We start from the raw sequence: 26,121 nt of genomic DNA on the forward strand, positions 1-26,121 counted from the left end.
TGGTTCGATTTACCTTATAACCCCTGTGTCTTGGCTTCATCCCAGAAGGCATCTAATTCTTCAAGACTGAAATCCTCGACATTCCGCCCTTTTTCAGCGGCTTTTTGTTCGATAAAAGCAAAGCGGCGCATGAATTTCTGGTTTGTTTTGTTTAAAGCCTCTTCCGGATTAATGTTGTAATGCCTTGCAAAATTCACTAGTGCGAATAACAAGTCGCCATATTCGAGCTGGATTTCATCAAACTGTCCATTCTCTTTTATTTCAGCTGAAAGTTCCTCGATTTCTTCCTTGATCTTATCGAGGATTGGTCCTGCTGTCTTCCAGTCAAAGCCGACTTTTGCTGCTTCCTTTTGCAGTTCATAAGCCCTCAGCAGATTAGGCAGACCTTTGCCAGCTCCCTCAAGCAATGACTTTACAGTGCCGCCCTTTTCCTGCTCCTTGATTTCCTGCCAGTTTTTCATGACTTCCTCTTCGTTTTCCGCAGTTTTGTCACCGAAAACATGTGGATGTCTGCGGATCATTTTCGAAGATAACCCTTCAATCACGTCATCGATTGTAAAATAACCCTCATCCTCGCCAATCTGCGCATGGAGCATGACCTGCAGAAGCACATCGCCTAATTCTTCAATCATATGATCAATATCATCATGGTCGATTGCTTCAAGCAATTCATACGATTCTTCAATCAAATATTTCTTAAGTGATTGATGGGTCTGCTTCTTATCCCAGGGACAGCCATTCGGGCCGCGCAGTTCTGATATAATTCCACGCAACTTCAGAAAATCCTTGTATAAAATTTGTTCATTTTCAACTGGCGGCACATAAACAGATGTTAAATTGCTTAGTTCCATCTCCCTGTCGAGTTCAAATAATGGAACCTTCTTAATGACCTCTTCGCTGCTGCCTGCCGCTGTCACGATGAATACCTCATAATCATCCGGCAATTTTTCCATCAGTGTCAGCTTCACGTCAGAGGCGACGAATGAATCATACACCTGCCCAATGATCGTATGGCTTTTCAGCAGCAGGTCTTCCTTGGAAAGTGCCGTGCCATCGAGCAGCTGAAAGCCGTCGATCGGGTCAATCGCTAAAGCCTGGAACATGGCATCAAGGAAACTTTGGCCGCCACCGATTTCAATTTCAATATCCCGCTTCGGCCCTCTTTCCAGCAACAGCTGTACTGCCTGTTCAGCAATCAGCGGATGGCCTGGTACTGCATATGTAACCTGGCCTTGTTCTGCATGTGCAAGCAATGTTTCTGTAATCTCTTCATATACAGCGGAAAACTGGTCATGTTTTTCATATACAGAATCGAATGATTGGAACTGCAGGCCTTCCTTTTCAAGTTCATTGACTACTGGATGCTCTTTTGTCCGCAGAAATAGATTTTTCTCCTGCTTTAATCGTCTATAAATGCCAAGCGGAAGCTGTTCAAGGTCTCCAGCACCAAGGCCGATGATCAATATTTTCTTCGTCATTTCCCGCTGCCTCCTGTCTTATTTAAGCTCTTTATTTAAAAAACAACTGTACAAGCCTGCTGCCAAATGGCAGTGTCATTAATTCGGCTTCAGTTAAGGCTTTTAATTTTATCAATACGAAAAAATAAACAATAGCTCCCAATCCAACAGCAATAAGCGCCTGCAAAACAGCAGCAAGCCTGTCAGGTTCAATATAACTATAAGTGAAATCTGTTGCATATAAGAATAGACGCAAAAAGACTGCCATCACTGCCGAAGAAAAAAGGATTTTTGCGATGAATGCGAAGGACAGTACCGGTTTGCCCAGTACTTGTCTCAATTTAATAATCAGGATGACCATTGTGACCAGCATGGCCAGTAAAGTGGCATTGGCAGCCCCCATTGTCCCCGCTTCAGGAATTAAGATCAGGTTCAAAATGTATTTAAGCCCGAAACCAGCCAAAATGACAGCCGCAGGGAAAAGCGTTTTATTAAGACCTTGCAAGATGCTGGTGATTGTTAAAATCACCGAGCCGAACAAGATCATCAAACTTAGCACTCCAAGTACATTCGATCCCTCGGCATTTTCAAACAGCATGATATTCACCGGAACGATGATGCTATAAAGCCCCACCGCTGCTGCGGCTCCAAATATCAAGCTCGACTGCAGCGCAAGCCGGATTTTTGGCAGGATTCCGTCTGTACGATTCCGTGATATATCACTAGAAATGGCCGGTACAAGACTTAAAGACATTGAGGTAGCAACCACAGTTCCTAACTGGATCAATGGCTGACCCCGGTCAAAGATCCCTTTTGCCGACTTCGCTTCATCTGCTGACAGCCCCATGGACAGGAGCGAAGAATACATATTCAAAGAATCTGCAAGCTGAAGCAATATTAACAGCATGCCACTAATGCTAATCGCAAAACCCTGGATAACCAGAGCTTTTACCACCCAGGCCGCATCCGCGAACAAAGCCTTGGCCTGATAGTGCTTGAACGGCTGAACATCTTTATTTTTCAGATAAAAATAACCCAGGACCGCAACCGAGACCACCCCACCGGTAATGGAACCAAACACTGCCCCCGCCCCTGCATAGTAAAGGGAATAACCCTGCTGCACAAGTGCCGCAGACATGGCCAGGATCGTCGCTACACGGATGGCTTGTTCGGAAACCTGCGAAACTGCGGTTGGCACCATATTCCCTTTCCCTTGAAAGTAACCTCTGAATACAGAGACAAACGGGAAGATCAGGAATGGAACGGATACGACCTTGAACAAGAGGCCGAGCTCCGGGTCACCGATTCTTTCTGCAATCCATTCGGAAGCAAAGTAAAAAAACGAAAACAGCAGCACACCTACAATTCCCAGAAAAACAAGGGAGATGGCCAGGAGCCTGTCCGCCTTCCCGCTATTCCCGGCTGCCTGCTGCTCTGTATATAGCTTGGAAATCACCACTGGAAATCCATATGTAGATAAAACCATGACAATCCCGAAAAAGGGATAGACCTGCTGATAAATATAAAATCCGATGTCCCCGACAATATTTTGAAATGGGACACGATAAACTGCGCTTAAAATTTTTGTAACGAGGGCTGCCAGAGTCAGAATCATGGCTCCCTTCATCAATTCCTTCGAATCTGCAACGGGCTTCATCGCCCATCTCCTTCCAATTTCGTTTTCACACGTATTATATCACAAGGGTGAAGCAGCAGCTGCAAGGTGACAGGCGATCATAAATTTGTTAGATAACCGTAATAATTAGCAGGTATGAACATGAAAAGGGGCAGCTTCGACAGCTGCCCTCTCAGGTATGAAAAAAATTACGGCTTAAACTAGAATCTAGATTATTGCTCCATTTGCCTTGCAAGGAATCCAGCTGCTGTCTCAACAGCTTTTTGTTCAACATCTCCCAAAGAGCCTTCTTTAGAGAAAATGATTACAGCCCCAATCGGGTCACCGTTTGCAATGATCGGCCCGATTGTATAGGATGAAGCAGGCTCCTCATTTCCATCAACCAGCGAAATATTATTCTGCTGATTCACTAGAGTGGAGTTACGGTCTTCCATTGTCTTTTCCACTAGTTCACTGATGTTTTTGTTCAAGTAGTCCTTCTTTGACCCTCCGGCCACTGCGATAAAGGTATCTCTGTCACAGATTAACACCGGGTTGCCCAGGCTGTCATAAAGCGCTTCTGCATATTCCTTTGCAAAATCGCTCAATTCGCTGATAGGAGAGTACTTCTTCAAGATAACTTCACCGTCGCGGTCCACGAATATTTCAAGTGGATCCCCTTCACGAATACGCAGCGTTCTTCTAATTTCTTTAGGAATGACAACACGACCCAAATCATCGATTCGACGAACAATACCAGTTGCTTTCATCCAACGTTGCCTCACTTTCATCTGATGATTATTTTTTTGGTAACGATAATTCCTTAATTAATCATCCTTACCAAGATTTGAACTTAGTATCTTTCATATGGAAAGTTCTATACACTTCTTAAAATTATTTTCTTAGAAGTGATAAAGGTGCCAAAAACGGATAAACCTTCCAGCTAATAATTGCGTACACACAAAAATTACCCTTGTCTATCTTTTTTGAAACACTTACCATCTTTACATTTAGATTACAATATATTTCCAAATGGTTACGATACTGTATTTTCCTGTTCTTTTTGGGAGTCGTGAAGCCCCTTAATCATCTCAAATGTGATTTCAAACCAACGCTCATTCTTCATGCCTCTTGTATGAATGACCATTTTCAGCTTTTTGCCATCCATTCCGAGGCCCACTGCATTCCGGTATTGACTGCTTAGTTTAAATACCTTTTGCCCGTCAATCCTGCTGCTTCCATCTTCAGATAAAAGAATCGTGACATCCTGTTTCATCTGTTTGACTGATTCAACACCTGCCGTAATTGCATAAACCTTCAATTCCGCTACTTTGAAAAGTGTTTCCACCTCAGCAGGGTAATCTCCGAATCTGTCGGTAATCTCCTCTTTCAATTCCTCGATATCTTTTATTGAATCAATGCCGCGGAATCGCTTATACATTTCAATCTTCTGATGGCCATCGGAAATATAGCTGTCAGGAATATAAGCATCAAGCTCGAGGTCGATTTCAATTGAAGGCCTGCGGACTTGATCTTTTTCAGGCTTCCGCTCTTCAATTGCTTCCTTGAGCATTTGTGAATACAAATCAAAACCGACTGAATCGATAAAGCCGTGCTGCTCAGCTCCAAGCAGATTACCTGCGCCGCGGATTGACAGGTCGCGCATCGCAATTTTAAATCCAGAGCCCAGCTCGGTGAATTCCTTGATTGCCTGCAGGCGTTTTTCGGCCACCTCTGTTAGAACCTTGTCTTTTCGATAGGTAAAATAGGCATAGGCAACCCTGTTGGAGCGCCCAACCCTCCCCCTTAGCTGATAAAGCTGTGAGAGTCCCATTTTATCAGCATCATAAACAATCAATGTATTGACATTCGGGATATCGACGCCTGTTTCAATGATTGTTGTGCTGACAAGGACATCGAATTCGCCTTCCAGGAATCCAAGCATAACGGATTCAAGTTCATTTTCGCTCATCCTGCCATGCGCATAGGTGACGCGCGCATCCGGAACAAGCATCGAGATTTCTTCAGCTTTGCGTTCAATATCCTCAACACGGTTATAAAGGAAATAAACTTGTCCGTCCCTGGCAAGCTCGCGTTCAATTGCCTCACGGACCAGCCCTCCGTTATATTCCATGACATACGTCTGGACTGGGAAGCGATTCTCAGGAGGTGTCTCGATGACGGATAAGTCCCTGACGCCGAGCATCGACATATGCAGCGTCCTTGGGATTGGCGTCGCTGTTAAGGTTAGTACATCCACATTCGTCTTCAGCTGCTTGATTTTCTCTTTATGAGTTACTCCGAACCGCTGTTCTTCATCAATGATCAGCAGCCCTAAATCGCGATAAGCAATTTCCTTTGATAAAAGCCTGTGTGTTCCGACGACAATGTCGACACTCCCAGCTTTCAGCCCCTTGATCGTTTCCGTTTGCTGCTTTCGAGTACGGAACCTGCTCAGAAGGCCAATATTGATCGGAAAATCCTGATACCTTTCACGCAACGTTTCATAATGCTGCTGAGCCAGGATGGTTGTTGGCACCAGGAAAGCTACTTGCTTGCCATCGGCAATCGCCTTGAAGGCTGCCCTGATCGCGACCTCGGTTTTACCATAGCCTACATCACCGCACAAAAGACGGTCCATCGGACGTTCCCGTTCCATATCGAGCTTGATTTCATGGATCGATCGGATCTGATCCTCTGTTTCCTGATAAGGGAACGACGATTCGAAATCCCGCTGCATCTCGGCATCCGGAGAGAAAGCATGGCCGACGCTGGCCTCGCGTTCTGCATAAAGCTTGATCAAATCGTCCGCGATATTCTGGACGGATGACTGTACCTTGCTCTTGACCCGTTTCCAGTCACTTCCGCCCAGCTTATAGACCTTAGGCTCTTTCCCTTCAGAGCCGACATATTTCTGGACAAGATCAATCTGCTCCACAGGGACATACAGTTTATCTGTACCCTGGTAGCGGATGTGGAGGTAATCCTTATGGACACCGTTGATAACAAGCGTTTCAATTCCCAGGTATTTCCCGATCCCATGGTTTACATGGACGACATAATCGCCAATCTTCAATTCAGAATAGCTCTTGATTCGCTCGGCATTAGACAGTTTTTGTCGCCTTGGAGCCTTCTTTGTTTTCTTATTGAACAGTTCCTCTTCCGTGATCACTGCGATTTTTTGGATCGGGAATTCGAAGCCGGTATTCAGGCTGCCCTGGATGATCTGGACTTTTCCCGGAAGCAATTCCTGTTTGCTGCTCGCTTTCACCGCATCAATTTCATAGTCTTCCAGAACCCGTTCAAGCTTCTTGACCCGTTCAGAATCTGGCCCAACGAAAATGACAGCATAGTTCCCTTTGCGCCAGCGGTCGATTTCACCCTTGAGGACATTCATCTGTCCATGGAAGCTTTGCATCGGTTTGCATGAAATATTGATGATGTTCTGAGGACTCGTGTTTGGCACATGCCTTAAAAACAAAGACAAATACACAATCGGCTTTCCTGCTTTATTCATCAACTCAGGAAGATGATGTGAAATTTTCAGGTCATGGATGATCTGCCCTTCACTCAGGAGGCTCGTATACCATTCTGCCTCCTCCTTAGCCAGAGACTCGTTCATTTCCTGGACCCTGCTGATTTCGTCCACAAAAAGGAAACCGTTTGACGGCAAGTAATCTATTAAACTTTGAGGCTTTTCGTAAGCGATCGATAAGTATTTGAAAACCTGGTCCGGCTTTTGTCCATTGCGAAGCTGCTCCAATTCATAGCCTATGTTCTGAGCCATCAATGTCTTCGCCTTATCATTCTTCAGCTTCTTCAGGCTGTTTCCAAGCCCTTCTTCCAGCCCGGTAATCAGACGGCCAAGCTGCTCGTTCTCAATCGGGTTCTCTGTCGCAGGCCCTATCAATACGGATTTCATTTTTTCTTTGGAGCGCTGGTCCTCAAGAGAGAATGTCCTGATTGAGTCTACCTCCGTGTCAAACAGCTCGATCCTGATTGGATCTGCAGATGTGAGCGGATATATGTCGATAATCCCGCCGCGGACACTGAACTCACCTGGAGCCGATACCATCCCTGCCCTTGCATACCCCATGCTGACAAAGCGATGCAGAATGGATTCGACATCAATTTCTTCACCAAGCTTGAAGGTTAACTGGAATTTGGACCAAAGCTCCTTCGGCGGCAATATTTTTCTTAGACCGGCCATCGGGACGATGACGATTCCCGTTTTCTTTTTGCTCCAGTGATTCAACGCTTCGATCCGCTGTGCTTTAAGCTCGGGACTTGAAATGCTGATCTCAGCAGCTATCAATTCATTGGCCGGATATAGATAGACTTCATTTTCCCCTATTAAATTCACAAGGTCATCATATAATTTTTGCGCTTGCAATAGATTATGTGTCACTACCAGGACGGGGCGCTTCGTCTGTTCATAAATCGCCGCTAAAAAAACCGTCCTCGCCGAACCGGACAGGCCGGCGACGAGCTGTTCCCTGAGCCCGGCATCCATTCCGGAAATAACAGACTGGACATCATCCTGATGACTAAAAAGAGCTTTCAGCCCCTGCATCCAAACCTCTCCCTCTCTTTAAATAAAATGGCATTATTATTTCTAATTTTATAAATAGAAAAATGCTTTGGATGTGGAATCCAAAGCTTGTCAGTGAATCAGGTAGTCGTGTTGATGGAAGTCCGGGTTTCGTTCCAGTGCTTCCTGACAGTCTTCACAGATCGATTTTATGTGGATGTCACCATTGCCTTCGTAAGAAACCATCTCCTGCCGTTCCACGTCGGTAAGTTTATGCAATCCCAGGCTTTCGCTGTGGACAGACGTCCTGTCCAGTGAGCCGATATTTGTGCCGCAATGGCGGCAATAATAATGTATCGCCATGCCCGTCCCTCCCAAATTCAGTCATTATCATTATTGACCCTTTGGCAGGAACTTATGCACTTAGCCTATTGTATGATACTATTTAAAAATTATATTACTAAAAGTATGTTTTTGCATGAGTGTTATTCACTATGATTGCTTCAGGACGAACCATTAATTTAATTTTGATTGAACGTATTCATTACTTCCAAAAATGGCTTCTTCAGCCACTCTTCACATGCATCAGCTGATTTCACCACTGCTCCTGACATCTGATCCTGTTCTTCACCTATGAACCGGCCGAGCACCCAATCCGTAATTGCCATCCCGTTCGTCGGACGGCTGATGCCGACCCGGATCCGTTTGAACTCCTGTGTACCTGTGTGGGCAATGGTTGACTTGATTCCATTATGCCCTCCTGCACTGCCTTTCTGTCTTAATCGGATTCTGCCGGTTGGCATATCCAGGTCGTCATAGATCACGACCACGTCCTCGATATCAATATCATAAAAATCCATGACGGCCCTTATGGACTCACCTGAGAGGTTCATATAGGTAAGCGGCTTTAAAAGGATGACCTTTTCACCACCTGCGAATCCCTTTCCGTACAAGCCTTTATGCTTCGCCTGATCCAATGGGATATTCCATCGTTTTGACAGTTCATCAATCACATCGAAGCCGATATTGTGCCTTGTTTTATCATACTGCCTGCCTGGATTCCCCAGGCCAACAAATAATTTCACTTTCCACACCCCTAACCCAAAAGCTTACTCTATTTAATGTACATGAAAACCGCAAAAGACGTAACCCCTTAAGGCTACGTCCGCTGCTGTATTATTCTTCGCTGGCTTCTGTTTCTCTTCCTTCTTCATTTTCAGGTTGTCCTGGTTCTTGTTCTTCACCAGAATTGATTTCTTCTTCCTGTCTCGGAGGAAGGATGGAAACCACCACCGTACTTTCGTCATCATTCAATTCGTAATTCCCTGTTTTGATATCCGCAAGGGTCAGGTTTTCGCCGACTTGCAGATTCGATACATCCACATCAATCGACTGCGGAATGCTTCCTGGAGTCGCTGTGATGTTGACTTCATGGACAGGCTGCTGCATCACTCCGCCATCCTTGACACCTGCAGCTTCGCCAACGAGGTTCACCCTTACGCTTGCATTGACCTTTGAACTCTTGTCTACTACCAGGAAATCAGCATGCAAGATTTCATTTTTCACATGGTCCTGATGGTAATCCGTCAGCATTACATCTTGCTGATTCCCATTGATATCAAGTGAAATGACACCATTTTTGCCATTTTCACGAATCGTCTTAATGAACTCGATTCCATCGATATAGATCGACTTATTTTCTGAATTTCTTCCATACACTACTGCTGGAATATTGCCTTCCTTGCGTAATTGTCTTAAAGCGGAACGTTGAGTACCTGTGCGTTCAGTGGCATTCAATACTGCACTCATGGTTTAATCCCCTTCCTATTGGTTAAGTCTTGTCTATATAAAAAATGCCCCAAAACAGGAAGGTCTAAACGTTCGACCTTTTATTGCCAGTCCGATTCCCAAGGAAACAGGATTAGGCCTGCCTGATGGCAAGCCTGGTGTTTCCTATAAAGGATTAATCAAAAAGTGTGCTGACTGATTGTTCTTCGTGGACGCGGATGATCGCTTCCCCGATCAATGGAGCAACAGACAGTTGATGGATCTTGTCAACGCGCTTTTCTTCCGCTAGCGCGATTGAATTTGTCACAACCAGTTCTTTAATCTTGGAATTTTCGATACGCTCAATTGCTGGACCTGACAATACTGGGTGTGTACAGCAAGCGTATACTTCAAGTGCCCCATTTTCAACTAACGCATTTGCAGCCAATGTAATTGTTCCTGCAGTATCGATAATATCGTCAATCAAAATGGCAACCTTGCCTTCAATATTACCAACGATGTTCATAACTTCAGCAACATTCGGCTTCGGACGGCGCTTATCGATGATCGCGATAGGAGCTTTCAATCTTTCTGCCATCTTTCTTGCACGTGTAACGCCGCCATGGTCAGGAGATACAATGACAACATCTCCGTTCAAATCTTTGCTCTTGAAGTGGTCAGCAAGAATCGGCACACCCATCAAGTGGTCAATCGGAATATCAAAGAATCCCTGGATTTGTGGAGCATGAAGGTCAAGCGTGATTACGCGGGTTGCTCCAGCTGTTTCAAGCAGGTTTGCCACAAGCTTAGCTGTGATTGGCTCACGAGCGCGTGCTTTACGGTCCTGGCGGGCATAGCCGTAATAAGGCATAACAATATTAATTGTTTTAGCGGATGCACGCTTCAAAGCATCAATCATGATCAGCAATTCCATGATATTTTCGTTTACAGGTGAACTAGTTGACTGGATGACATACACATCACAGCCACGGATGCTTTCTTCGATGTTAATCTGGATTTCTCCATCGCTGAACTGGGATACAGAGCATTTACCTAGCTCTACCCCAATTACCTTCGCGATTTCCTGGGCAAGTTCAACATTTGAGTTAAGCGAAAAAACCTTTAAATTTGGGTCTAGATACTGGTTTGACATTACGGACCTCCAAGACTTATTTCTTTACGTTCATTTTCCCTACATAATCTTCTTTGTTGACTTGACGTGCACGTGCCAGCGCAAGTGCTTCACCTGGAACATCTTCAGTAATCGTAGAACCGGCTGCAACATATGCGCCTTTTCCGATTGTGACTGGTGCAACAAGATTTGAATTGCAGCCGATGAATACGCCGTCTTCAATCCTGGTCAAGAACTTGTTTTTGCCGTCGTAATTGACTGTGATGGATCCGCAGCCGATGTTCACATCAGCACCTACTTCTGCATCACCGATATAGCTTAAGTGGGAAGCTTTGCTTCCTTTGCCGAATACCGCTTTTTTAATTTCAACGAAATTGCCGATTTTCACTTCATCATGGATATCAGAATCAGGTCTGATATGCGCGAAAGGACCAATATTCACTTCAGAGCCAATTTTGCTGCTGTATGCAGCTGATTGGCGGATAACTGTATTGTTTCCAATCTCACAATCGCTAATATCACTATTTGGCCCAATCTGGCAATCAGAACCGATAATCGTGCTGCCAGAAATCGTTGTTCCCGGGAAAATGACAGTATCCTGCCCAATTCTTGCATCTGGTCCAATATAGGTATTATCAGGATCAATGATGCTTACGCCATTACGCATATGGAATTCGTTGATGCGCTTTTTCATGGTGCGCTCAGCTTCTGCAAGGGCAACCCGGTCATTGACGCCTAATGTTTCTGCGAAGTTTTCCGTTACATAAGCTGAAACGATTTCGCCCTTGTTCTTCAAAATTTCGATGACATCCGGAAGATAATACTCTCCCTGGACATTGTCATTTGATACATTCTGGATTGCCTCGAACAATAATTTGTTGTCAAAGCAATATGTACCCGTATTGATTTCATTGATGCTTCTTTCCTGCTCAGTCGCATCCTTATGCTCTACGATTTTCTCGACAAAGCCATCCGCATTCCTGACAATACGACCATACCCAATCGGGTCATCCGCTCTTGCCGTCAGGATGGTCGCTTTTGCATTTGTTTCTTCATGGTGCTTGAACAAAGCTTCCATTGTGTCTGCCTTGATCAGAGGTGTGTCACCACATACGACAATCGTGATTCCTTCCCTGGCTGCGAGCATTCCTTCAGCCTGAAGGACCGCATGGCCTGTGCCAAGCTGCTCCGCCTGAAGCGCATATTGGCTGTCTTCGCCAAGCTGCTCTTTCACCAATTCGGCTCCATGGCCGACAATTGTCACGATTTCCTTTATATTAAGACTTTTAACCTGGTCAATAACATGCTGTACCATTGGCTTGCCGCATACAGGGTGAAGTACTTTGTACAATTTGGACTTCATTCTTGTCCCCTGACCGGCTGCTAAAATGATTGCATAACGATTCGACATCAGCAGGCCTCCAATTTACCTTTTTATCCATTACGAATATATCTTAAATAGCCGGGCATTTCAAGAATAGAAGAACAAGTACAATTATTTGTCAGTTTAGGGAGGGGGGCATTTTTTGAAAAAAAGTTTAAAAACGGGTTTTATCAAGGGATAAACGGGGATATAAAAAAGAGCCTTACTTATGCAGCAGGCTCTTGGTGTCTAGCATTCTATTTCTAGGAAGCTCCAGCTTCTTCGAATTCAACTTCTAATTCACCTAAACGGTGGTACTCTGCCAATACAGCATCCTGGATCTTTCCTCGTGTACCCGAATTGATCGGATGCGCGATATCACGGAACTCTCCATCAGGAGTGCGTTTACTTGGCATTGCAACAAATAGGCCGTTGTTTCCATCAATCACCCTGATATCATGGACAACAAACTCGTTGTCAAGCGTGATGGAAGCGATCGCTCTCATCCGTCCATCTGTATTAACGCGGCGTAATCTTACGTCAGTTACTTCCATTCTGTTCACCACCTTTACAAATAGATAAAATTCTAGTTAAATAATTCCACACTAAAATTAAATCTCCTTCTTTCTCAAAAAAAAATTTTCAAAAAATAGGGCAAATTCGTGAACATTTTCATATTGAAAGCCTTAACATTGTCTGTCAGCGCCGGTAAATAGGCATTTAGAACTATTGACCATGCCGCGAAAAATAATTTTTTTATAAAAAAAAACACAGCACAATGAGTACTGTGTTTAGGTAAATTATTTTACCAGTGCTACTACTTCGATTTCTACAAGAGCATCTTTTGGGAGTCTTGCCACTTCAACTGTTGACCGGGCTGGCTTATGTACATTGAAATACTCTCCGTACACTTCATTCAATTGAGCGAACTCATCCATGTTTTTAATGAAAACTGTTGCTTTTACCACAGTTTCCAGTGAAGCTCCCGCAGCTTCCAGAACAGCTTTAAGGTTTTTGAAAACCTGATGAGCCTGAGCCTGGATATCCCCTTCTACCATTACTCCCTCTGCAGTCAAAGGAATCTGTCCAGAACTGAAGAAAAGATTATTCACAACAATTCCCTGCGAATAAGGGCCGATTGCAGCTGGCGCATTTGAAGTCTGTACAATATTCATATTGTCACCCCATCAATTATTTCGTATGAACAGTTATTCTTTACGAGCAAAGTAATTTCCTTCACTTACCGTAATTTTTCGATCTTTCACATCGACATCTGAAAGGCGTACAAGTGAAAGGTACTCATCCACAAGCCTTTCCTCAATATTTTCCGATTCCACCAGGACCGCAATACCAGCTAATTCTGCGTTGAACTCTTCAAGCAGGTTAATCATTCCGTTCACCGTACCGCCGGCCTTCATGAAATCATCGACGATCAAGACCTTTGAGCCTTCAGCAAGACTTCGTTTGGAAAGCACCATCGTCTGGATTCTCTTTGACGAACCTGAAACATAATTGATACTGACCGTCGAACCTTCTGTTACCTTGCTGTCCCTCCTGACTATCACGACTGGGACATTCAGGTAGCTGGCGACTGCATACGCAATGGGAATCCCTTTCGTCGCCACTGTCATGACGACTTCGATGTCCTTAGTGGCATATGCGGATGCCAGCAAACGGCCGACTTCCTGTACGATCGCAGGATTGCCAAGGATATCATTCATATAAAGATAACCGCCTGGAAGCAGTCTTTCCGGGCTTGCCATTACCTCGCAAAGCTCGCCGATGACTTCTTTTGCCTTGTCATTACTGACATTGACATGGAATTTGACTCCTCCTGCAGCGCCTGGCACAGTCTGGAGGACACCGATTCCCCGTTGTTCAAATGTTTCTTTAATGATTCCCAAATCTTCGCTGATTGAGGACTTCGCAGAACCATATTTCTCTGCAAAATAGGTCAACGGCACCAATTGGCGAGGATGTTCCAACAAATAGGTCGTCATATCAATCAAACGCTCACTGCGTCGAAATTTCATTCAAGAACCTCCAAAATCCGAATATTTAAGGTTAATATACCATTATTGTCCGGATTTAATCAAGGGTGTGTCGCTCGCCAAGCATCCTGACTGCAAATACCTGGTCACAGAATCCTCTTAATCCATTATAAATACGGTGCATGCGGGAATCATGTGCCACCAGGCTGAAAACTGTAGGTCCGCTTCCGCTCATGAGAACGGCATCTGCACCAAAGCGCTTCATCTGATCCTTGATCTGAGCAACCTCAGGGTAAAGGGCAAGCGTCACATCTTCCAAAACGTTGCCGACGCTGTTACATACCTGTTTGAAATCACCTTTTTCAATCGCGGAGATCATGTCTTTTGTGGACGGGTGCTGAACCTTCTCAACATTTAGGCGGCGATAAACTTCCGCAGTCGACACACCGATAAAAGGCTTAGCCAGGACAACCCAGCATGTCGGCGGTGCTGGAAGCTCTTCGATGATCTCCCCCCGTCCGGTAGCCAGAGCCGTTCCCCCGTATACACAAAAAGAAACATCCGAGCCAATTTCCGCACCAAGCACTGCCAGCTCGTCCAATGACAATCCAAGATTCCAGAGTTTATTCAATCCTCTCAGGGTTGCTGCCGCGTCGCTGCTTCCACCCGCAAGCCCCGCCGCAACCGGAATTGTCTTCTCGATTCCGATAAGGACGCCTTTCTTCACCTGGAACCTTTCCTTCAACAGATGCGCTGCCTGGTAAGCAAGGTTCCGCTGGTCATCCGGAACAAATCGATTATGGGAATGGATTAATATCCTGTCTTCCTCTAGTAAACTAAGCTCAATGCGATCAGCCAAATCAATCGTCGTCATGACCATCTCCACCTCATGGTAACCGTCCGGACGTTTATGCAAAACATCAAGCGACAAGTTGATTTTTGCTGGCGCCTTCACTAAAACCTTCACTGCTTCCACCTACTTTTAAACGAAATCCATATTTTGTCCTATTTTACCACAAAACGAAAAGAAAAGCGCAAGCGCCTTGGTCAGCCCCGACAAGCGCTGGAGGGCCGACCAGTGAAGTCGTTCTTTGACTTCATCGGGCGGACCGAAGTGTCTCGAGGGGCTAGGCGCTGGAGCTGGACATTTCTCAAAGCGATTAATATGCTTTTTATTATTTTCAAAAAAGCGCAAGCGCCCCGGTCAGCTCCGACAAGCGCTCTTCGATTTTCCAAAATAGGACTCATCTGTAAAAAACATTCCTTTATTTTATCATTTGCATACTGACGAATACAGTGATTTCACAAAGAATTAATAAAATGCAGGTCTGGGTATAGAAACAAATAAAACCGGAGCAAATGCCCCGGTACCGTGATGGATCTGAATTTAAGTGGCAACAGCCTCATTACTCAGGCCAGCCGGCAGTTTACAAAGAATCCCTATCTGGATCAGTGTTTCTGATTCGCAAGCTGTTGTTCAGCTAATTCGATTGCTCGCTTAACCATATTACCAGCGTCTTTCGCCCGGATGCCGCCCCATCCCTCGTTCTGGACAACATCATAAAAGCCAAGCTCCTTCGCAAGCTCTTCTTTCAACCTGTCAGACATAATCCCTCTTCTTCTGCCCATCGCAACCATCTCCTTTTACCATCACGGCTTTCTTAGTATTTTTTGAAAAGGAGATTTTCATGAGCGCCTATTTTATCCTGTCCATCGGCATTTTGGGCAAAATAAAAAGCAGCAACCCGAAAGTCCACTGCCTGTACCGTATTGAGCCAAAATTAGCTCAATGCCATAGATCCTGTTGTATCCTCAAAGAAGGTAATTTCAACTGTTTCAGTTAAAACATCTGCGTAGCTGTACGAAACACGTTCAAAAGCATTTTCATCCTGGTCAAGCTCAATGACGAAAACTGAAGGATAAGTTTCCGCTAAAACACCGGAACGCTCAATCGTCTTCCTGCGTCCACCGTTGGCCTTTAGCAAGAGTCTCTTTCCTAAGTTTGAATCAAGTGCTTTTTTGATATCCGATAATGTTTTTGGCATTCGGTCCACCTCACTGTGTAAAGTATAACACGCTGACACAATTTAGTCAAACAAAAACATAAATTATAACAGTAGATAAATTCTAAAGTCAATATTTTTTCGTCTTCTTTTTCTTCTAATTTTCAACATTTTTAGAGTTGCCTTTAATACGGTAAAATATGTACATGAATCCATAAAAAAACGCCGGACCATTTTGCTTTAGTCCGACGGATTTTTCTTATAAGGCATTCCTGTCCTTAAAACGCCCTTTGTTTCAATGCCTCCCAAACCCTTCTCCCCAGTCAATGTATTCCGCAGCACATCCCAGACATTGATACGCTCCATGAATGGGGTAAAACTGATTTTAGCCACGATATATACCGGATCCAGAGCATGGATATTCACTCTGGAAGGCGAACTGGCAAAATTGGCACCCGCATGGATCAGCGACTCAAAATGGGATTGGCAGGCTCCTGCAAAGATAACCAACTGGTCCAGATGAGGAATTTTCTTTCTCGCTTCCCTTACTGTCTGGACAAAATGTTTCGAGTGGCGGTAAGCATTCAGGTCCTCCATTGTTCCCTTCGATTTTGAATAGGCATCATGTCCTGTTATTACCAGGATATCCGGCCTGTAATAATCGATCAGCATGCCGACTTTCTCCGGCATTTCTTTTTCATTGCAGTGGATTCCGTAAACAGGAACGCCGACCTTTTCATATAGAGTCAGGCACTTTTTTAGATAATTCGGATCCCCGTCTAAGTGAAGTACCTTCCCTGGCATCTGGAAGTAATTATAGGACTTGCTGTATCCTTCCGTGGCTTCATATTCATGCTTTTGCTGAAGCAGATCAACATCCTGCCGAAAAAGCTTATATGACTGTTCTTCAAGTGAACGAAATTCCTTCGTCAGCCTCATGCGCATATTTGGATCTACTTTTATCAAATCCTCATAAGGCGCATCTGCGACCAGCCGGAAATCTTCACCATATAATATCGCAATTTTCTTGCCATCCATCTCTCTGATATCGATAACCCGGAACATTATATCGCATTGATATGAAACCCTGCCGACGATATCCATGAGGGTAATATTCACAATCCTCACTCCAATTGCCCCGCACATAGGCTGCGCTAAATGGTTTTCCTTCATAAAATATGCAAACACCCAAAGACATGTGCTTTTCTGGCATACGGAGGATTGTCGGACAGCATTGGTTTTTCCCAAAATAAAAAGCCCGGATGACTCCGGACTCTAGTGAAAATATGGGTAAAGCGCTTCACTCAAGCGCGCGAATTCTTCAATTGACAGTGTCTCTCCTCTTCGGGATTCCACAATGCCTGCTTCCTGCAGGGCAGCCAGGATGCCTTCCTTCTTCTGTTTTCCGTCCGGAAGCTGGCTTGTCAGGTTATTTAAAATGGTCTTCCTGCGCTGTGCAAAGCTTGATCTCGTAACAAGGAAAAAGAAATCTTCATCCCTGACCTTTACAGGAGGTTCTTCATGCAACGTCAGCCTGATAACGGCAGAATCGACATTTGGCTGTGGCATGAAAACTGTTTTAGGGACGATCATTACCGTCTCAGCCTTTGTGTAATATTGGATCGCGATCGACAATGAACCATACTCCTTTGTTCCAGGCTTGGCTGAAATCCGGTCGCCTACTTCCTTTTGAAGCATGCAGACGATTCCCCGAATCGGCAGCCTCTCCTCGAGGAGCTTCATAAGGATAGGAGTTGTCACATAATAAGGGAGGTTGGCAACGACCATGACATCTTCAAGATCGGCAAATTCCTTTTCCACCACAGCATTGACATCTGCTTTTAGAACATCACTATGGATGATTTTGACGTTTGGATAAGGCGACAGTGTATCCTCCAATATCGGCAGCAAACGCTGGTCGATTTCGAATGCGACCACCTTTTCTGCTCTTTTCGCAAGCTGCTCAGTCAACGCCCCGATACCCGGGCCTATTTCAATTGCGCCACTGTTCTCTGTAAGCTCTGCGTGATCGACGATGCGGTTGAGTATATTCGTATCAATCAAAAAGTTTTGGCCAAGACTCTTTTTGAAAGAAAAACCATATTTATCGAGTATTTCCTTCGTTCTGACCGGGGTAGCAATATCCTTATGCATTTTGTTCCTCCTTAAGGATTTCTGCCAGTGCACCTGCGAAATCCTGTCTTTTCACCTGAAACATCATTAGGCGCTTGTGCAGCTGTTTACCATTTGTATAGCCGATCTTCAGCAGTCTGCCGAGCTTTTCACGCCTCTCCTTGGCTCCTGGGCCGCCAATCAGGCCAGCAACAAGCAAATCCTCCTGAGTAATCTCTTCGGCCGCCTCTGCGTCCATTACCTGAGCATCTTTCAGAGCTTCACGAATCACCTCAGGAGATGCATGTTCCACCCCTAGCCCACGCCCTGACTTAGGCTTGGCCAACTCTTTCGGGATAAAAGCATGCTTGCACCCAGGTATTTGCTCTGAGATGGTCTTGCGGATTTTTTCACCCGGAAAATCAGGATCAGTAAAAACAATGACACCCCGTTTTTCATGGGCATTCCGAATCCGTTCAATCGTTTCCGCGTTAATCGCAGAACCGTTCGTTTCAATAGTATCCGCGTCGACAGCCCGCCTGATCGCTGTTGTATCATCCTTGCCTTCTACCACGATAATCTCTTTTAATTTCATCGTTCCTCCTGCACTATCTGTTGCTATAAAAAAAATAAAAAAATCCTCTGAAATAAATGAAACATTTCTGCAATATAATCGTCTATATAGATGTAATCAATTTCGATTAGATTTTAGCTTTAATGGGTATGAACGTATTAACACTTTCTTATTATACCTTAAACGTAAATTGAAAAAACAAAAATGCAGAGGAAGGTTCCCCTGCATCCATGAATTAATTTAGGATTTTGATTTTTACTCGTTTGCGGCCCCAGCGATATGCATCTGATTTGGATGGGAAAAAGACATCTATCTTATGCCCTTTAACAGCAGAACCCTTATCTGCAGCAATTGCATACCCGTAACCTTCAACGTATACTTTTGTCCCTAATGGAATGACACTCGGATCGACTGCAATGACCTTAATGTTTGGATTCGCCCTCAGGTTAATCCCTGTAGCAGTGTAGCCGGAGCATCCGGAACAGCTGGCGGTATAGGCAGTGGAAGTCACATAGAATTCCTTACCTGCCGGTTCACTCTTTCCACGGGATACCTGGGCCACAATGACCTTCGTTCCCATTGCCACGACTTTATCCTGTTTTTCTTTCAGCTTCTTTTCGCTGACAAGTTTTCTTGATACTTCCTTGCCGTTTTCCAGGATCACTTCATAACTCTTGGAAAGCAAGCCTTCCTGTCCTTCAGTTTCTACCTTTTGTTTACCTTTTTCCAGATTGCTGTCTTGTTTTGTGACGACTGCAAAGTTAATTGGTTCTTCCACTACATCGGTGACTTTTTCAACTCGAATGACATTAATCACGGCATTCTTTGTGACTGTCTGCTTTAGTTCAGGTTCAACACGGTCTAATTCATTTAGTGTGATTCCTTGCTGTGATAAAAAGTCAGCGACCGTAGTCGAAGTCGACCATACATCTTGCTCTTTTCCGCCTACTACAACTTTAAGCGGGAAAGCTCTTTGAATGGCAATCTTCATGTCTTTCTTCAATTTAGCGTCTGGGTTTAGGTTTAACTTGTCATGCTCGTTTATTACGATATTTTGCTCCTTCAGGAAGTCCTTCACTGTATCGGCTGCTGTCCAATACGTTTTCTTTTCCTGATCCTGTATTACCTCTACCTGTTTTGCCGGCTTCCACACAATCGATAGGTTATTCTTGACCTTTGTGTTTGCCGCCAGCGATAAATAGTCCTCTGAGTGCAATGAAATATCGAGATCATTAAATATATCCTGGATTGTATTCGCATGTGTTTTAATGACTCTTTCCTTGCCATCCAATGTCAATGCGACTGTATTTTTGGTTCCTTCGTACATGAAGAATCCAAGTGCAGCTGCAAAAACTAGGAAACTAGCAGAAAAAATCACCAGCTTCTTCTTACTCAAAGTCTTGGAAAACAGGTTTTTCATACTATTAATCACGATGAAAAACGCCTCCTCTTCTCGGAGTGATTATAAAGATAGTGTTGCCGACTTGTCAACCCAGACACCCTTGCCAAACGTAATCCCTATTATGCAAGATGCTCCATAAAAAGAAAAGCAAGAGTTATCGACACGGTTATCCTATGTCGCAAGTGAGACATGTAGAACTTTTTAGAATCACAAAAAGTTTGGACAACCTTGCTGAAAAATCGACAACATTCCTTATCACTTTATGCCGAATAATTTTTTTGCATTTTCGGTCGTTGTTTTTGCAACTTCCTCAAGAGTTAACCCTTTCAATTCTGCAATTTGTTCCGCTACCAGTTTTACATAGGCGGGCTCATTTCTCTTCCCGCGATATGGATGCGGAGTTAAATACGGGCAGTCGGTTTCAACCATCAGGCGATCCATTGGAATCGACTCTGCGACTTCTTTTGGTTTCTTCGCATTTTTGAAAGTAACTGGCCCGCCAAGTGAAATATAGAAGTTCATCTCAATGCATTCAATCGCAGTTTCGACACTGCCACTGTAGCAATGCATGATACCTCCTACTTCACCGGCATTCTCTTCCTTTAAAATTTCAACGATGTCTGCTGTTGCATCACGATTATGTATGATGATTGGAAGTTCAACTTCTTTAGCCAGACGAATCTGTTTTCTGAACACTTCTTTTTGGACATCCTTAGGAGACTTGTCCCAATAATAATCAAGTCCCATTTCCCCAAGCGCCACTACTTTTGGATGGCTGGCCAAATCCCTCAGCCAATCCAAATGCTCCTGTGTCATATCAATGGCATCGACCGGATGCCATCCAACGCTTGCATAGATGAACTCATAGCTTTCAGCTAGTTCGATCGCTTTTTTGATCGTAATCTCATCGAATCCGACTACAACCATATTCGTCACACCTTCAGCAATTGCCCGGTCAATGACCTCCTGGAGATCTTCATTGAATTGTTCTGCATTTAAGTGTACATGGGTATCAAAAAGCATTTCCAAACTCCTTTACTGGCATTGCCTGCAGCTTTACTCTATCTATACTGGACAGAAAGCTGAATAGGTTTGCTGCTGTGTTCATTTTATTGTGATAAAGTTGTCTCGATATCATAACTTTTTTTAGATGTCCAGGTCAAATTTTTGACTCCGTCCACATAAATGCTTACAGAGCTGGGATTTGCCTGCTTGCTAACCAGCTTATTTCCCTTATCATATCTCAGGTATTAAAAAAATTTGCTATTTTAACACAAAAAACCCGGAAATGTTACACATGAAACATTTCCGGGTTTTCTATCCAATATTTATTTTACTTTTGCGCCAATAGAGAGGGAGTCATCTACTGTAGCCAAAGACATCACGCCATCTTTCTCTCCTGCCAGGATCATTCCCTCAGAAAGTTCCCCGCGAAGTTTTACTGGCTTAAGGTTCGTGACGCAAATGACCTTTTTGCCGATCAGGTCCTCCGGCTTATAATACTTGGCAATTCCAGAAACGACCTGGCGTTTTTCATAGCCAAGATTCAGTTGCAGTTTCAGCAGTTTATCAGCCTTTTTCACTGGCTCTGCATGAATCACTTCTGCGACCCGTAACTCCACCTTCATGAAATCATCAATGGCAATTTCAGCTTGCGGCTCAGGTTTTTCTTCCTCCACAGGTGCTGCTGCTGGTGCTGAACCTTGCATTTTCTCCTTGATGAACTCAACCTCTTCCTTAAGGTCAAGGCGCGGGAAGATTGGCTCTCCCTGAACTACCTTTGTTCCTGCTGGAATTTGGCCGAATGCTTCTAAGCTCTCCCATGTTTGCAGTGCTTCAGAAGTGACATTCAACTGGGCAAAGATTTTATCTGGTGTTCTTGTCAGGAATGGTTTCAGGAGTACAGCTACTCTTCTTAGTGATTCTGCAAGATGAACCATGACATCCGCCAGAGCTGTTTTCTTCTCTTCATCCTTCGCAAGCACCCATGGCTGTGTCTCATCGATAAATTTATTGCAGCGGCTGACCAACTGCCATACAGAAGTAAGTGCCACGGAAAACTCCATTTTTTCCATTGCTTCTTCATATTTCTGAACGCTTTCTTTGTTCACATCAAGGAGCTGCTGTTCAAATTCACCTTCTGAGCCATTGTAGGCAGGAATCTCTCCATCAAAATACTTGTTGATCATCGCAACCGTTCTGTTCAACAGATTCCCAAGGTCATTCGCAAGATCAAAGTTGATTCTTTCGACAAACCCTTCAGGTGTGAAAACACCATCAGAACCAAACGGAACTTCACGAAGCAGGTAGTATCGAAGCGAATCAAGGCCATAGCGGTCAATCAATGTAACCGGATCAACTACGTTCCCTTTGGATTTCGACATTTTTCCGTCCTTCATCAAAAGCCAGCCGTGGGCAAAAACTTTTTTGGGAAGCGGCAGGTCAAGGGCCATCAGCATGATCGGCCAATAAATCGTATGGAAGCGGACGATTTCTTTTCCAACAAGATGGACATCTGCCGGCCAGAAGTTCAAGTACTTGGAGTCGTCATCTGTGCCATAGCCAAGAGCTGTGATGTAGTTTGACAATGCATCAATCCATACATAAATCACATGCTTTGGATCACCAGGAACCTTCACGCCCCAGTCAAATGTTGTACGGGACACAGCCAAGTCTTCCAGGCCAGGCTTGATGAAGTTATTGATCATTTCATTTTTACGTGATTCAGGCTGGATGAATTCAGGATTCTCCTCATAGTATTTCAGCAGCCTGTCTGCGTATTTGCTCATTTTGAAGAAATATGATTCTTCCTTAACTTTTTCAACAGGACGGCCGCAATCCGGACAGTTTCCGTCTTCAAGCTGTCTGTCAGTATAGAAGGATTCACATGGAGTACAATACCAGCCTTCATATTGATCGAGATAAATATCCCCCTGCTCCAGAAGCTGAGCAAAAATCTTCTCGACAATCTGCTTATGGCGATCTTGCGTCGTACGAATGAAATCATTATAGGAAATATCCAGCTTGCCCCAAAGCTCCTGGATTCCTTCGACGATTTCATCTACATATTGCTGCGGGGTGATGCCTTTTGCCTCAGCATTGCGCTGGATTTTCTGACCGTGCTCATCCGTGCCTGTCAAATACATGACATCAAAGCCGCGCAGTCTTTTATAGCGTGCCATCGCATCGCCAGCCACCGTTGTGTAAGCATGGCCGATATGCAGATTGCCGCTTGGATAATAAATAGGGGTCGTGAGATAAAAGGTTTTCAGTTTCTCTTCCATGAAGATCCTCCTTAACTAAAACTGCTAGTTCATGTTAATAGTAGTTATTATACCAGCTAATGGCCCGGGTTTCATACCACTTTAATACAAAACAAAAGCCCATTTACGATGGTTTTCGACATCCTCTTTTTATATAGTTCATATTAAAAGCAAAGAAAAAACAGGGATTTTGTAAAAAATTTCTCCACTACGGACATTCTCCCTATAAAGTTTACGAATTTTGTCAGTAGAGAATTAATGTGGGTTATGTTCTCCTTTGTAATTTATCAAAAAAGCCCCGCCTCAATTTGTTTGGCAGGAGCTTGATAGCCTGATTCTAAAGGTGGATGATTGAGTTTCAACATAATAAAATCATAACCAAATACATCAATAGAATATACTTATTTACAAAATAATGTACACGACATCTCAAATATGACAAACTTGTGACATTTTGTCGAAAGACAGTGTAGAATTTTGTCGAATCGCGCGACTGATATTATTCCCACAATAACATTTTTCTAATATCCTCATTTCGAGAAAACCGCATCAATCCTCATTCCCTTTTGACTCTCCCATTCATAAACGTTGATATGAAAAGGTTTTCGTGTTGTGTTAAAAATTGTTAATAGAAGAAAAATAAATTAATTGACGGTAATTGGAATCGCTGGTATTATAAAACCAATAAGAGAAAAATGTCGAAAAATGACGAACTTATATATGGGAAAATGAGAGGAGATCATTACTATGAAATCTACTGGTATCGTACGTAAAGTTGATGAACTTGGCCGCGTGGTTATTCCAATCGAATTAAGAAGAACTCTTGGCATCGCTGAAAAAGATGCTTTGGAAATCTACGTTGACGATGACCGCATCATTCTTAAAAAATACAAGCCAAACATGACTTGCCATATCACTGGTGAAGTTTCTGACAACAACATCACACTGGCTGGCGGCAAGCTGATCCTTAGCCGTGAAGGTGCTGAACAGCTTCTTAAAGAAATTCAGGGAAACTTCGAACCTGTTAAAGCTTAATATAAATGATTTAAGGCCTTGGAGATAATCCAAGGCCTTTTTTGTATCGTTATTCGTTTATATGGTAAGCCTGGTAAACTTCTCTCTTCTGCATGCCTCTGTCTTTTGCTGTTTGTTTTATGGCATCCTTTGAGTTCATATGTTCTTCTGATATATAATGCTCGACATGTTCATTCAAGCTTAATTTTTCCCACCATTGAGTCTCTTCTTCTGCTATGGAATCCGGGGAGGCCCCTTCAATAACGAGCACGAATTCACCACGTACTTCCTCCGACTCAGCCCAGGCCAACGCCTCGGAGATGGCTCCCCTCAGGAATTCCTCATACTTCTTCGTCAATTCACGGCATAGGACGATTCTTCGGTCGCCAAGCCCTTCCAGCATCATTGACAGTGTTTCCTTCAGCCTGTGGGGAGATTCGTAAAGGACGATGGTCGCTGTCTGCTTTGCCAGCAGCTCAAGTTCCTTTTTCTTATCCTTTTTCCCCCTCTGGAGAAATCCATAATAGTAAAAAGGCTGTGGCTGAATCCCCGAAGCAATCAGTGCTGTCAGAGCCGCGTTCGCCCCTGGAAGCGGAACAACGGTCAACCCCTCGGCAATCGCCTCTGTAACGAGTTCTGTGCCCGGATCAGAAATCGTAGGCATACCCGCATCGCTTACCAGTGCAATTTTTGCGCCTTCTTTGATTCTTTCAATCAATTTATGCCCGCTGCTTTCCTTATTATGTTCATGATAGCTGGTAACGGGCGTCTCAATCTCAAAGTAATTGCAAAGCTTTTTCGTGTTCCTCGTATCCTCTGCCGCAATTAAATCAGCTTCCTTCATTATTCTTATCGCCCTGAAGGTCATGTCCTCGAGGTTGCCGATAGGAGTCGGAACAAGATACAAGATTCCTTTTTCATTTTCCCGCTCAAAGCTTTTTTGCTGCTGCATGTATACCACCCGTTCCTTTTTGCTTATTTGCTTCCATATAAAATCTCTTTAATGACTGGAGTGTATTCATTATTTTCATCATACACAATCAGCGGTTCAAGGATTTTCAGGTCAGGACTGCCATCTTTAATTGCCTCGACCAACAATGTATTAGCTTCTTTTCCAACCTTAGGATAAACGAACTGAATCCTTTTTGGCTCCAGGCGGTATTTCCTCATGATTTCGATTATATCAATCAGCCTTCCAGGTCGATGAACAAATGCAACCTTTCCGCCTTGCTTCACCAGCTGACTGGAAGCCTTGATCGCATCGTCCAGTGTGCACAGAATCTCATGGCGAGCAATCGCTAGATGCTCATTCACGTTTATTTCTTCCCTTGAAGGCGTCGGAAAATAAGGCGGATTACAGGTTACTACATCATACTTCTCAAAGCCAAGCTGTTTGGGTGCGTCCTTAAGATCCCCATGAATCATGTGAAGGCGGTTATCAAGATTATTATATTCAATGCTGCGGACAGCCATATCATACAAGCGCTCCTGGATTTCCACGCCGGTAATTGTCCCTTTTGTTCTCGCACTTAAAAATAAAGGAATGACACCATTGCCGCTGCATAAGTCAACAATCTTGCCCTTCTGGATCGGCACCCACACAAATCTCGCAAGCAGGACTGCGTCCAGTGAAAAAGAAAACACATTCGGGCTTTGGATGATTCTTAAATCCTCTGCCAGCAAATAGTCTAATCGTTCATCTTCTCTTAAGTTAACCATTGTAGATATTTCCTCCATACATAAAAGTGCAAGCGCCTTGGTCAGCCCCGACAAGCGCTGGAGGGCCAGGCAGTGAAGTCGTTCTTTGACTTCATTGACTGGACCGAAGCGACCTCGAGGGGCTAGGCGCTGCAACTGGACATAAATAAACCTTATAAAAATAGCCTTCCCTATAAAG

The 26,121-nt window shown here is 44.1% G+C and carries 24 protein-coding genes; 1 reads left to right on the forward strand and 23 read right to left on the reverse strand.

Going from position 1 to position 26,121, the window contains the following annotated elements; translation table 11 throughout:
• Positions 1-14: 14 nt before the first annotated feature.
• From yabN to metG, 21 genes are all read right to left on the reverse strand, one after another.
• Positions 15-1,478 (reverse strand): bifunctional methyltransferase/pyrophosphohydrolase YabN, encoded by a 1,464-nt coding sequence (gene yabN / locus ACXAEA_RS01275; RefSeq protein ID WP_475094154.1) that lies wholly within the window; start codon positions 1,476-1,478, stop codon positions 15-17.
• Positions 1,479-1,509: 31 nt separating this feature from the next.
• Complete coding sequence (locus ACXAEA_RS01280; protein ID WP_475094155.1) at positions 1,510-3,114, reverse strand: putative polysaccharide biosynthesis protein; 1,605 nt, start codon at positions 3,112-3,114, stop codon at positions 1,510-1,512.
• A gap of 191 nt (positions 3,115-3,305) precedes the next feature.
• The gene (gene spoVT / locus ACXAEA_RS01285) at positions 3,306-3,842 is read right to left on the reverse strand and encodes a stage V sporulation protein T (protein WP_475094156.1); all 537 of its coding nucleotides are present in this window, start codon (positions 3,840-3,842) and stop codon (positions 3,306-3,308) included.
• A 266-nt stretch (positions 3,843-4,108) separates the two neighbouring features.
• Positions 4,109-7,645, reverse strand: a complete 3,537-nt coding sequence (gene mfd / locus ACXAEA_RS01290; RefSeq protein ID WP_475094157.1) for a transcription-repair coupling factor — start codon at positions 7,643-7,645, stop codon at positions 4,109-4,111.
• A 90-nt stretch (positions 7,646-7,735) separates the two neighbouring features.
• Positions 7,736-7,966: an anti-sigma-F factor Fin family protein gene (locus ACXAEA_RS01295; RefSeq protein WP_475094158.1), complete on the reverse strand. Its 231-nt coding sequence runs from the start codon at positions 7,964-7,966 to the stop codon at positions 7,736-7,738.
• Positions 7,967-8,124: 158 nt separating this feature from the next.
• The gene (gene pth / locus ACXAEA_RS01300) at positions 8,125-8,688 is read right to left on the reverse strand and encodes an aminoacyl-tRNA hydrolase (RefSeq protein ID WP_475094159.1); all 564 of its coding nucleotides are present in this window, start codon (positions 8,686-8,688) and stop codon (positions 8,125-8,127) included.
• Positions 8,689-8,779: 91 nt separating this feature from the next.
• Complete coding sequence (locus ACXAEA_RS01305; protein ID WP_475094160.1) at positions 8,780-9,412, reverse strand: 50S ribosomal protein L25/general stress protein Ctc; 633 nt, start codon at positions 9,410-9,412, stop codon at positions 8,780-8,782.
• A 154-nt stretch (positions 9,413-9,566) separates the two neighbouring features.
• Positions 9,567-10,523 carry a ribose-phosphate diphosphokinase gene (locus ACXAEA_RS01310; RefSeq protein ID WP_475094161.1) on the reverse strand — a complete coding sequence of 319 codons (957 nt, stop codon included), beginning with the start codon at positions 10,521-10,523 and terminating at the stop codon, positions 9,567-9,569.
• A 16-nt stretch (positions 10,524-10,539) separates the two neighbouring features.
• Positions 10,540-11,913 (reverse strand): bifunctional UDP-N-acetylglucosamine diphosphorylase/glucosamine-1-phosphate N-acetyltransferase GlmU, encoded by a 1,374-nt coding sequence (glmU, locus tag ACXAEA_RS01315; RefSeq protein ID WP_475094162.1) that lies wholly within the window; start codon positions 11,911-11,913, stop codon positions 10,540-10,542.
• Positions 11,914-12,128: 215 nt separating this feature from the next.
• A complete protein-coding gene (gene spoVG / locus ACXAEA_RS01320) occupies positions 12,129-12,419 on the reverse strand; it encodes a septation regulator SpoVG (RefSeq protein ID WP_023613316.1) in 291 nt (96 codons plus the stop codon).
• A 246-nt stretch (positions 12,420-12,665) separates the two neighbouring features.
• Positions 12,666-13,040, reverse strand: a complete 375-nt coding sequence (locus ACXAEA_RS01325) for a RidA family protein (RefSeq protein WP_475094163.1) — start codon at positions 13,038-13,040, stop codon at positions 12,666-12,668.
• Positions 13,041-13,073: 33 nt separating this feature from the next.
• Positions 13,074-13,898 carry a pur operon repressor gene (gene purR / locus ACXAEA_RS01330; protein WP_475094164.1) on the reverse strand — a complete coding sequence of 275 codons (825 nt, stop codon included), beginning with the start codon at positions 13,896-13,898 and terminating at the stop codon, positions 13,074-13,076.
• A gap of 55 nt (positions 13,899-13,953) precedes the next feature.
• Positions 13,954-14,823 (reverse strand): 4-(cytidine 5'-diphospho)-2-C-methyl-D-erythritol kinase, encoded by an 870-nt coding sequence (ispE, locus tag ACXAEA_RS01335; protein ID WP_475094165.1) that lies wholly within the window; start codon positions 14,821-14,823, stop codon positions 13,954-13,956.
• A gap of 482 nt (positions 14,824-15,305) precedes the next feature.
• Complete coding sequence (locus tag ACXAEA_RS01340; RefSeq protein ID WP_475094166.1) at positions 15,306-15,485, reverse strand: small, acid-soluble spore protein, alpha/beta type; 180 nt, start codon at positions 15,483-15,485, stop codon at positions 15,306-15,308.
• Positions 15,486-15,637: 152 nt separating this feature from the next.
• The gene (gene veg, locus ACXAEA_RS01345) at positions 15,638-15,901 is read right to left on the reverse strand and encodes a biofilm formation stimulator Veg (protein ID WP_125481632.1); all 264 of its coding nucleotides are present in this window, start codon (positions 15,899-15,901) and stop codon (positions 15,638-15,640) included.
• 198 nt (positions 15,902-16,099) lie between these two features.
• Positions 16,100-17,005, reverse strand: coding sequence for a sporulation peptidase YabG (gene yabG, locus ACXAEA_RS01350; RefSeq protein ID WP_475098032.1), 906 nt, complete (start codon positions 17,003-17,005; stop codon positions 16,100-16,102).
• 129 nt (positions 17,006-17,134) lie between these two features.
• The gene (gene rsmA, locus ACXAEA_RS01355; protein WP_475094167.1) at positions 17,135-18,013 is read right to left on the reverse strand and encodes a 16S rRNA (adenine(1518)-N(6)/adenine(1519)-N(6))-dimethyltransferase RsmA; all 879 of its coding nucleotides are present in this window, start codon (positions 18,011-18,013) and stop codon (positions 17,135-17,137) included.
• Entirely contained in the window at positions 18,006-18,566 is a 561-nt protein-coding gene (gene rnmV, locus ACXAEA_RS01360; protein WP_475094168.1) for a ribonuclease M5, read from the reverse strand. Before rnmV ends, rsmA begins: the two co-directional genes overlap by 8 nt.
• A 214-nt stretch (positions 18,567-18,780) precedes the next feature.
• Positions 18,781-19,965 carry a ubiquitin-like domain-containing protein gene (locus tag ACXAEA_RS01365; protein ID WP_475098033.1) on the reverse strand — a complete coding sequence of 395 codons (1,185 nt, stop codon included), beginning with the start codon at positions 19,963-19,965 and terminating at the stop codon, positions 18,781-18,783.
• Positions 19,966-20,202: 237 nt separating this feature from the next.
• On the reverse strand, positions 20,203-20,970 hold the full coding sequence (locus ACXAEA_RS01370; RefSeq protein WP_475094169.1) for a TatD family hydrolase: 768 nt from the start codon (positions 20,968-20,970) through the stop codon (positions 20,203-20,205).
• Positions 20,971-21,275: 305 nt separating this feature from the next.
• Positions 21,276-23,231, reverse strand: coding sequence for a methionine--tRNA ligase (metG, locus tag ACXAEA_RS01375; RefSeq protein WP_475094170.1), 1,956 nt, complete (start codon positions 23,229-23,231; stop codon positions 21,276-21,278).
• Between the two features lie 726 nt (positions 23,232-23,957).
• On the opposite strand from metG, the gene ACXAEA_RS01380 reads away from it, so the two are divergent.
• On the forward strand, positions 23,958-24,245 hold the full coding sequence (locus tag ACXAEA_RS01380) for an AbrB/MazE/SpoVT family DNA-binding domain-containing protein (RefSeq protein ID WP_125481637.1): 288 nt from the start codon (positions 23,958-23,960) through the stop codon (positions 24,243-24,245).
• 49 nt (positions 24,246-24,294) lie between these two features.
• Here ACXAEA_RS01380 and rsmI read toward each other — a convergent pair whose 3' ends face one another.
• Together rsmI and ACXAEA_RS01390 are read right to left on the reverse strand one after the other, a co-directional pair.
• A complete protein-coding gene (gene rsmI / locus ACXAEA_RS01385; protein ID WP_475094171.1) occupies positions 24,295-25,176 on the reverse strand; it encodes a 16S rRNA (cytidine(1402)-2'-O)-methyltransferase in 882 nt (293 codons plus the stop codon).
• Between the two features lie 23 nt (positions 25,177-25,199).
• The gene (locus tag ACXAEA_RS01390; protein WP_475094172.1) at positions 25,200-25,943 is read right to left on the reverse strand and encodes a tRNA1(Val) (adenine(37)-N6)-methyltransferase; all 744 of its coding nucleotides are present in this window, start codon (positions 25,941-25,943) and stop codon (positions 25,200-25,202) included.
• Positions 25,944-26,121: the final 178 nt, after the last annotated feature.

This window comes from Mesobacillus sp. ABV4_180 (genome assembly GCF_056158485.1).

Coding starts and splice junctions, on each gene's coding strand:
- spoVT (WP_475094156.1), bottom strand. CDS start 3,842: ATGAAAGCAACTGGTATTGTTCGTCGAATCGATGATTTGGGTCGTGTT.
- metG (WP_475094170.1), bottom strand. CDS start 23,231: ATGGAAGAGAAACTGAAAACCTTTTATCTCACGACCCCTATTTATTAT.
- rsmA (WP_475094167.1), bottom strand. CDS start 18,013: ATGCATAAGGATATTGCTACCCCGGTCAGAACGAAGGAAATACTCGAT.
- yabN (WP_475094154.1), bottom strand. CDS start 1,478: ATGACGAAGAAAATATTGATCATCGGCCTTGGTGCTGGAGACCTTGAA.
- ACXAEA_RS01310 (WP_475094161.1), bottom strand. CDS start 10,523: ATGTCAAACCAGTATCTAGACCCAAATTTAAAGGTTTTTTCGCTTAAC.
- ACXAEA_RS01305 (WP_475094160.1), bottom strand. CDS start 9,412: ATGAGTGCAGTATTGAATGCCACTGAACGCACAGGTACTCAACGTTCC.
- ACXAEA_RS01340 (WP_475094166.1), bottom strand. CDS start 15,485: ATGGGCAGAAGAAGAGGGATTATGTCTGACAGGTTGAAAGAAGAGCTT.
- ACXAEA_RS01280 (WP_475094155.1), bottom strand. CDS start 3,114: ATGAAGCCCGTTGCAGATTCGAAGGAATTGATGAAGGGAGCCATGATT.
- mfd (WP_475094157.1), bottom strand. CDS start 7,645: ATGCAGGGGCTGAAAGCTCTTTTTAGTCATCAGGATGATGTCCAGTCT.
- ACXAEA_RS01295 (WP_475094158.1), bottom strand. CDS start 7,966: ATGGCGATACATTATTATTGCCGCCATTGCGGCACAAATATCGGCTCA.
- spoVG (WP_023613316.1), bottom strand. CDS start 12,419: ATGGAAGTAACTGACGTAAGATTACGCCGCGTTAATACAGATGGACGG.
- ACXAEA_RS01390 (WP_475094172.1), bottom strand. CDS start 25,943: ATGGTTAACTTAAGAGAAGATGAACGATTAGACTATTTGCTGGCAGAG.
- yabG (WP_475098032.1), bottom strand. CDS start 17,005: ATGTGCGGGGCAATTGGAGTGAGGATTGTGAATATTACCCTCATGGAT.
- rnmV (WP_475094168.1), bottom strand. CDS start 18,566: ATGAAATTAAAAGAGATTATCGTGGTAGAAGGCAAGGATGATACAACA.
- rsmI (WP_475094171.1), bottom strand. CDS start 25,176: ATGCAGCAGCAAAAAAGCTTTGAGCGGGAAAATGAAAAAGGAATCTTG.
- purR (WP_475094164.1), bottom strand. CDS start 13,898: ATGAAATTTCGACGCAGTGAGCGTTTGATTGATATGACGACCTATTTG.
- ACXAEA_RS01365 (WP_475098033.1), bottom strand. CDS start 19,965: ATGAAAAACCTGTTTTCCAAGACTTTGAGTAAGAAGAAGCTGGTGATT.
- veg (WP_125481632.1), bottom strand. CDS start 15,901: ATGCCAAAAACATTATCGGATATCAAAAAAGCACTTGATTCAAACTTA.
- glmU (WP_475094162.1), bottom strand. CDS start 11,913: ATGTCGAATCGTTATGCAATCATTTTAGCAGCCGGTCAGGGGACAAGA.
- ACXAEA_RS01325 (WP_475094163.1), bottom strand. CDS start 13,040: ATGAATATTGTACAGACTTCAAATGCGCCAGCTGCAATCGGCCCTTAT.
- ACXAEA_RS01370 (WP_475094169.1), bottom strand. CDS start 20,970: ATGCTTTTTGATACCCATGTACACTTAAATGCAGAACAATTCAATGAA.
- ACXAEA_RS01380 (WP_125481637.1), top strand. CDS start 23,958: ATGAAATCTACTGGTATCGTACGTAAAGTTGATGAACTTGGCCGCGTG.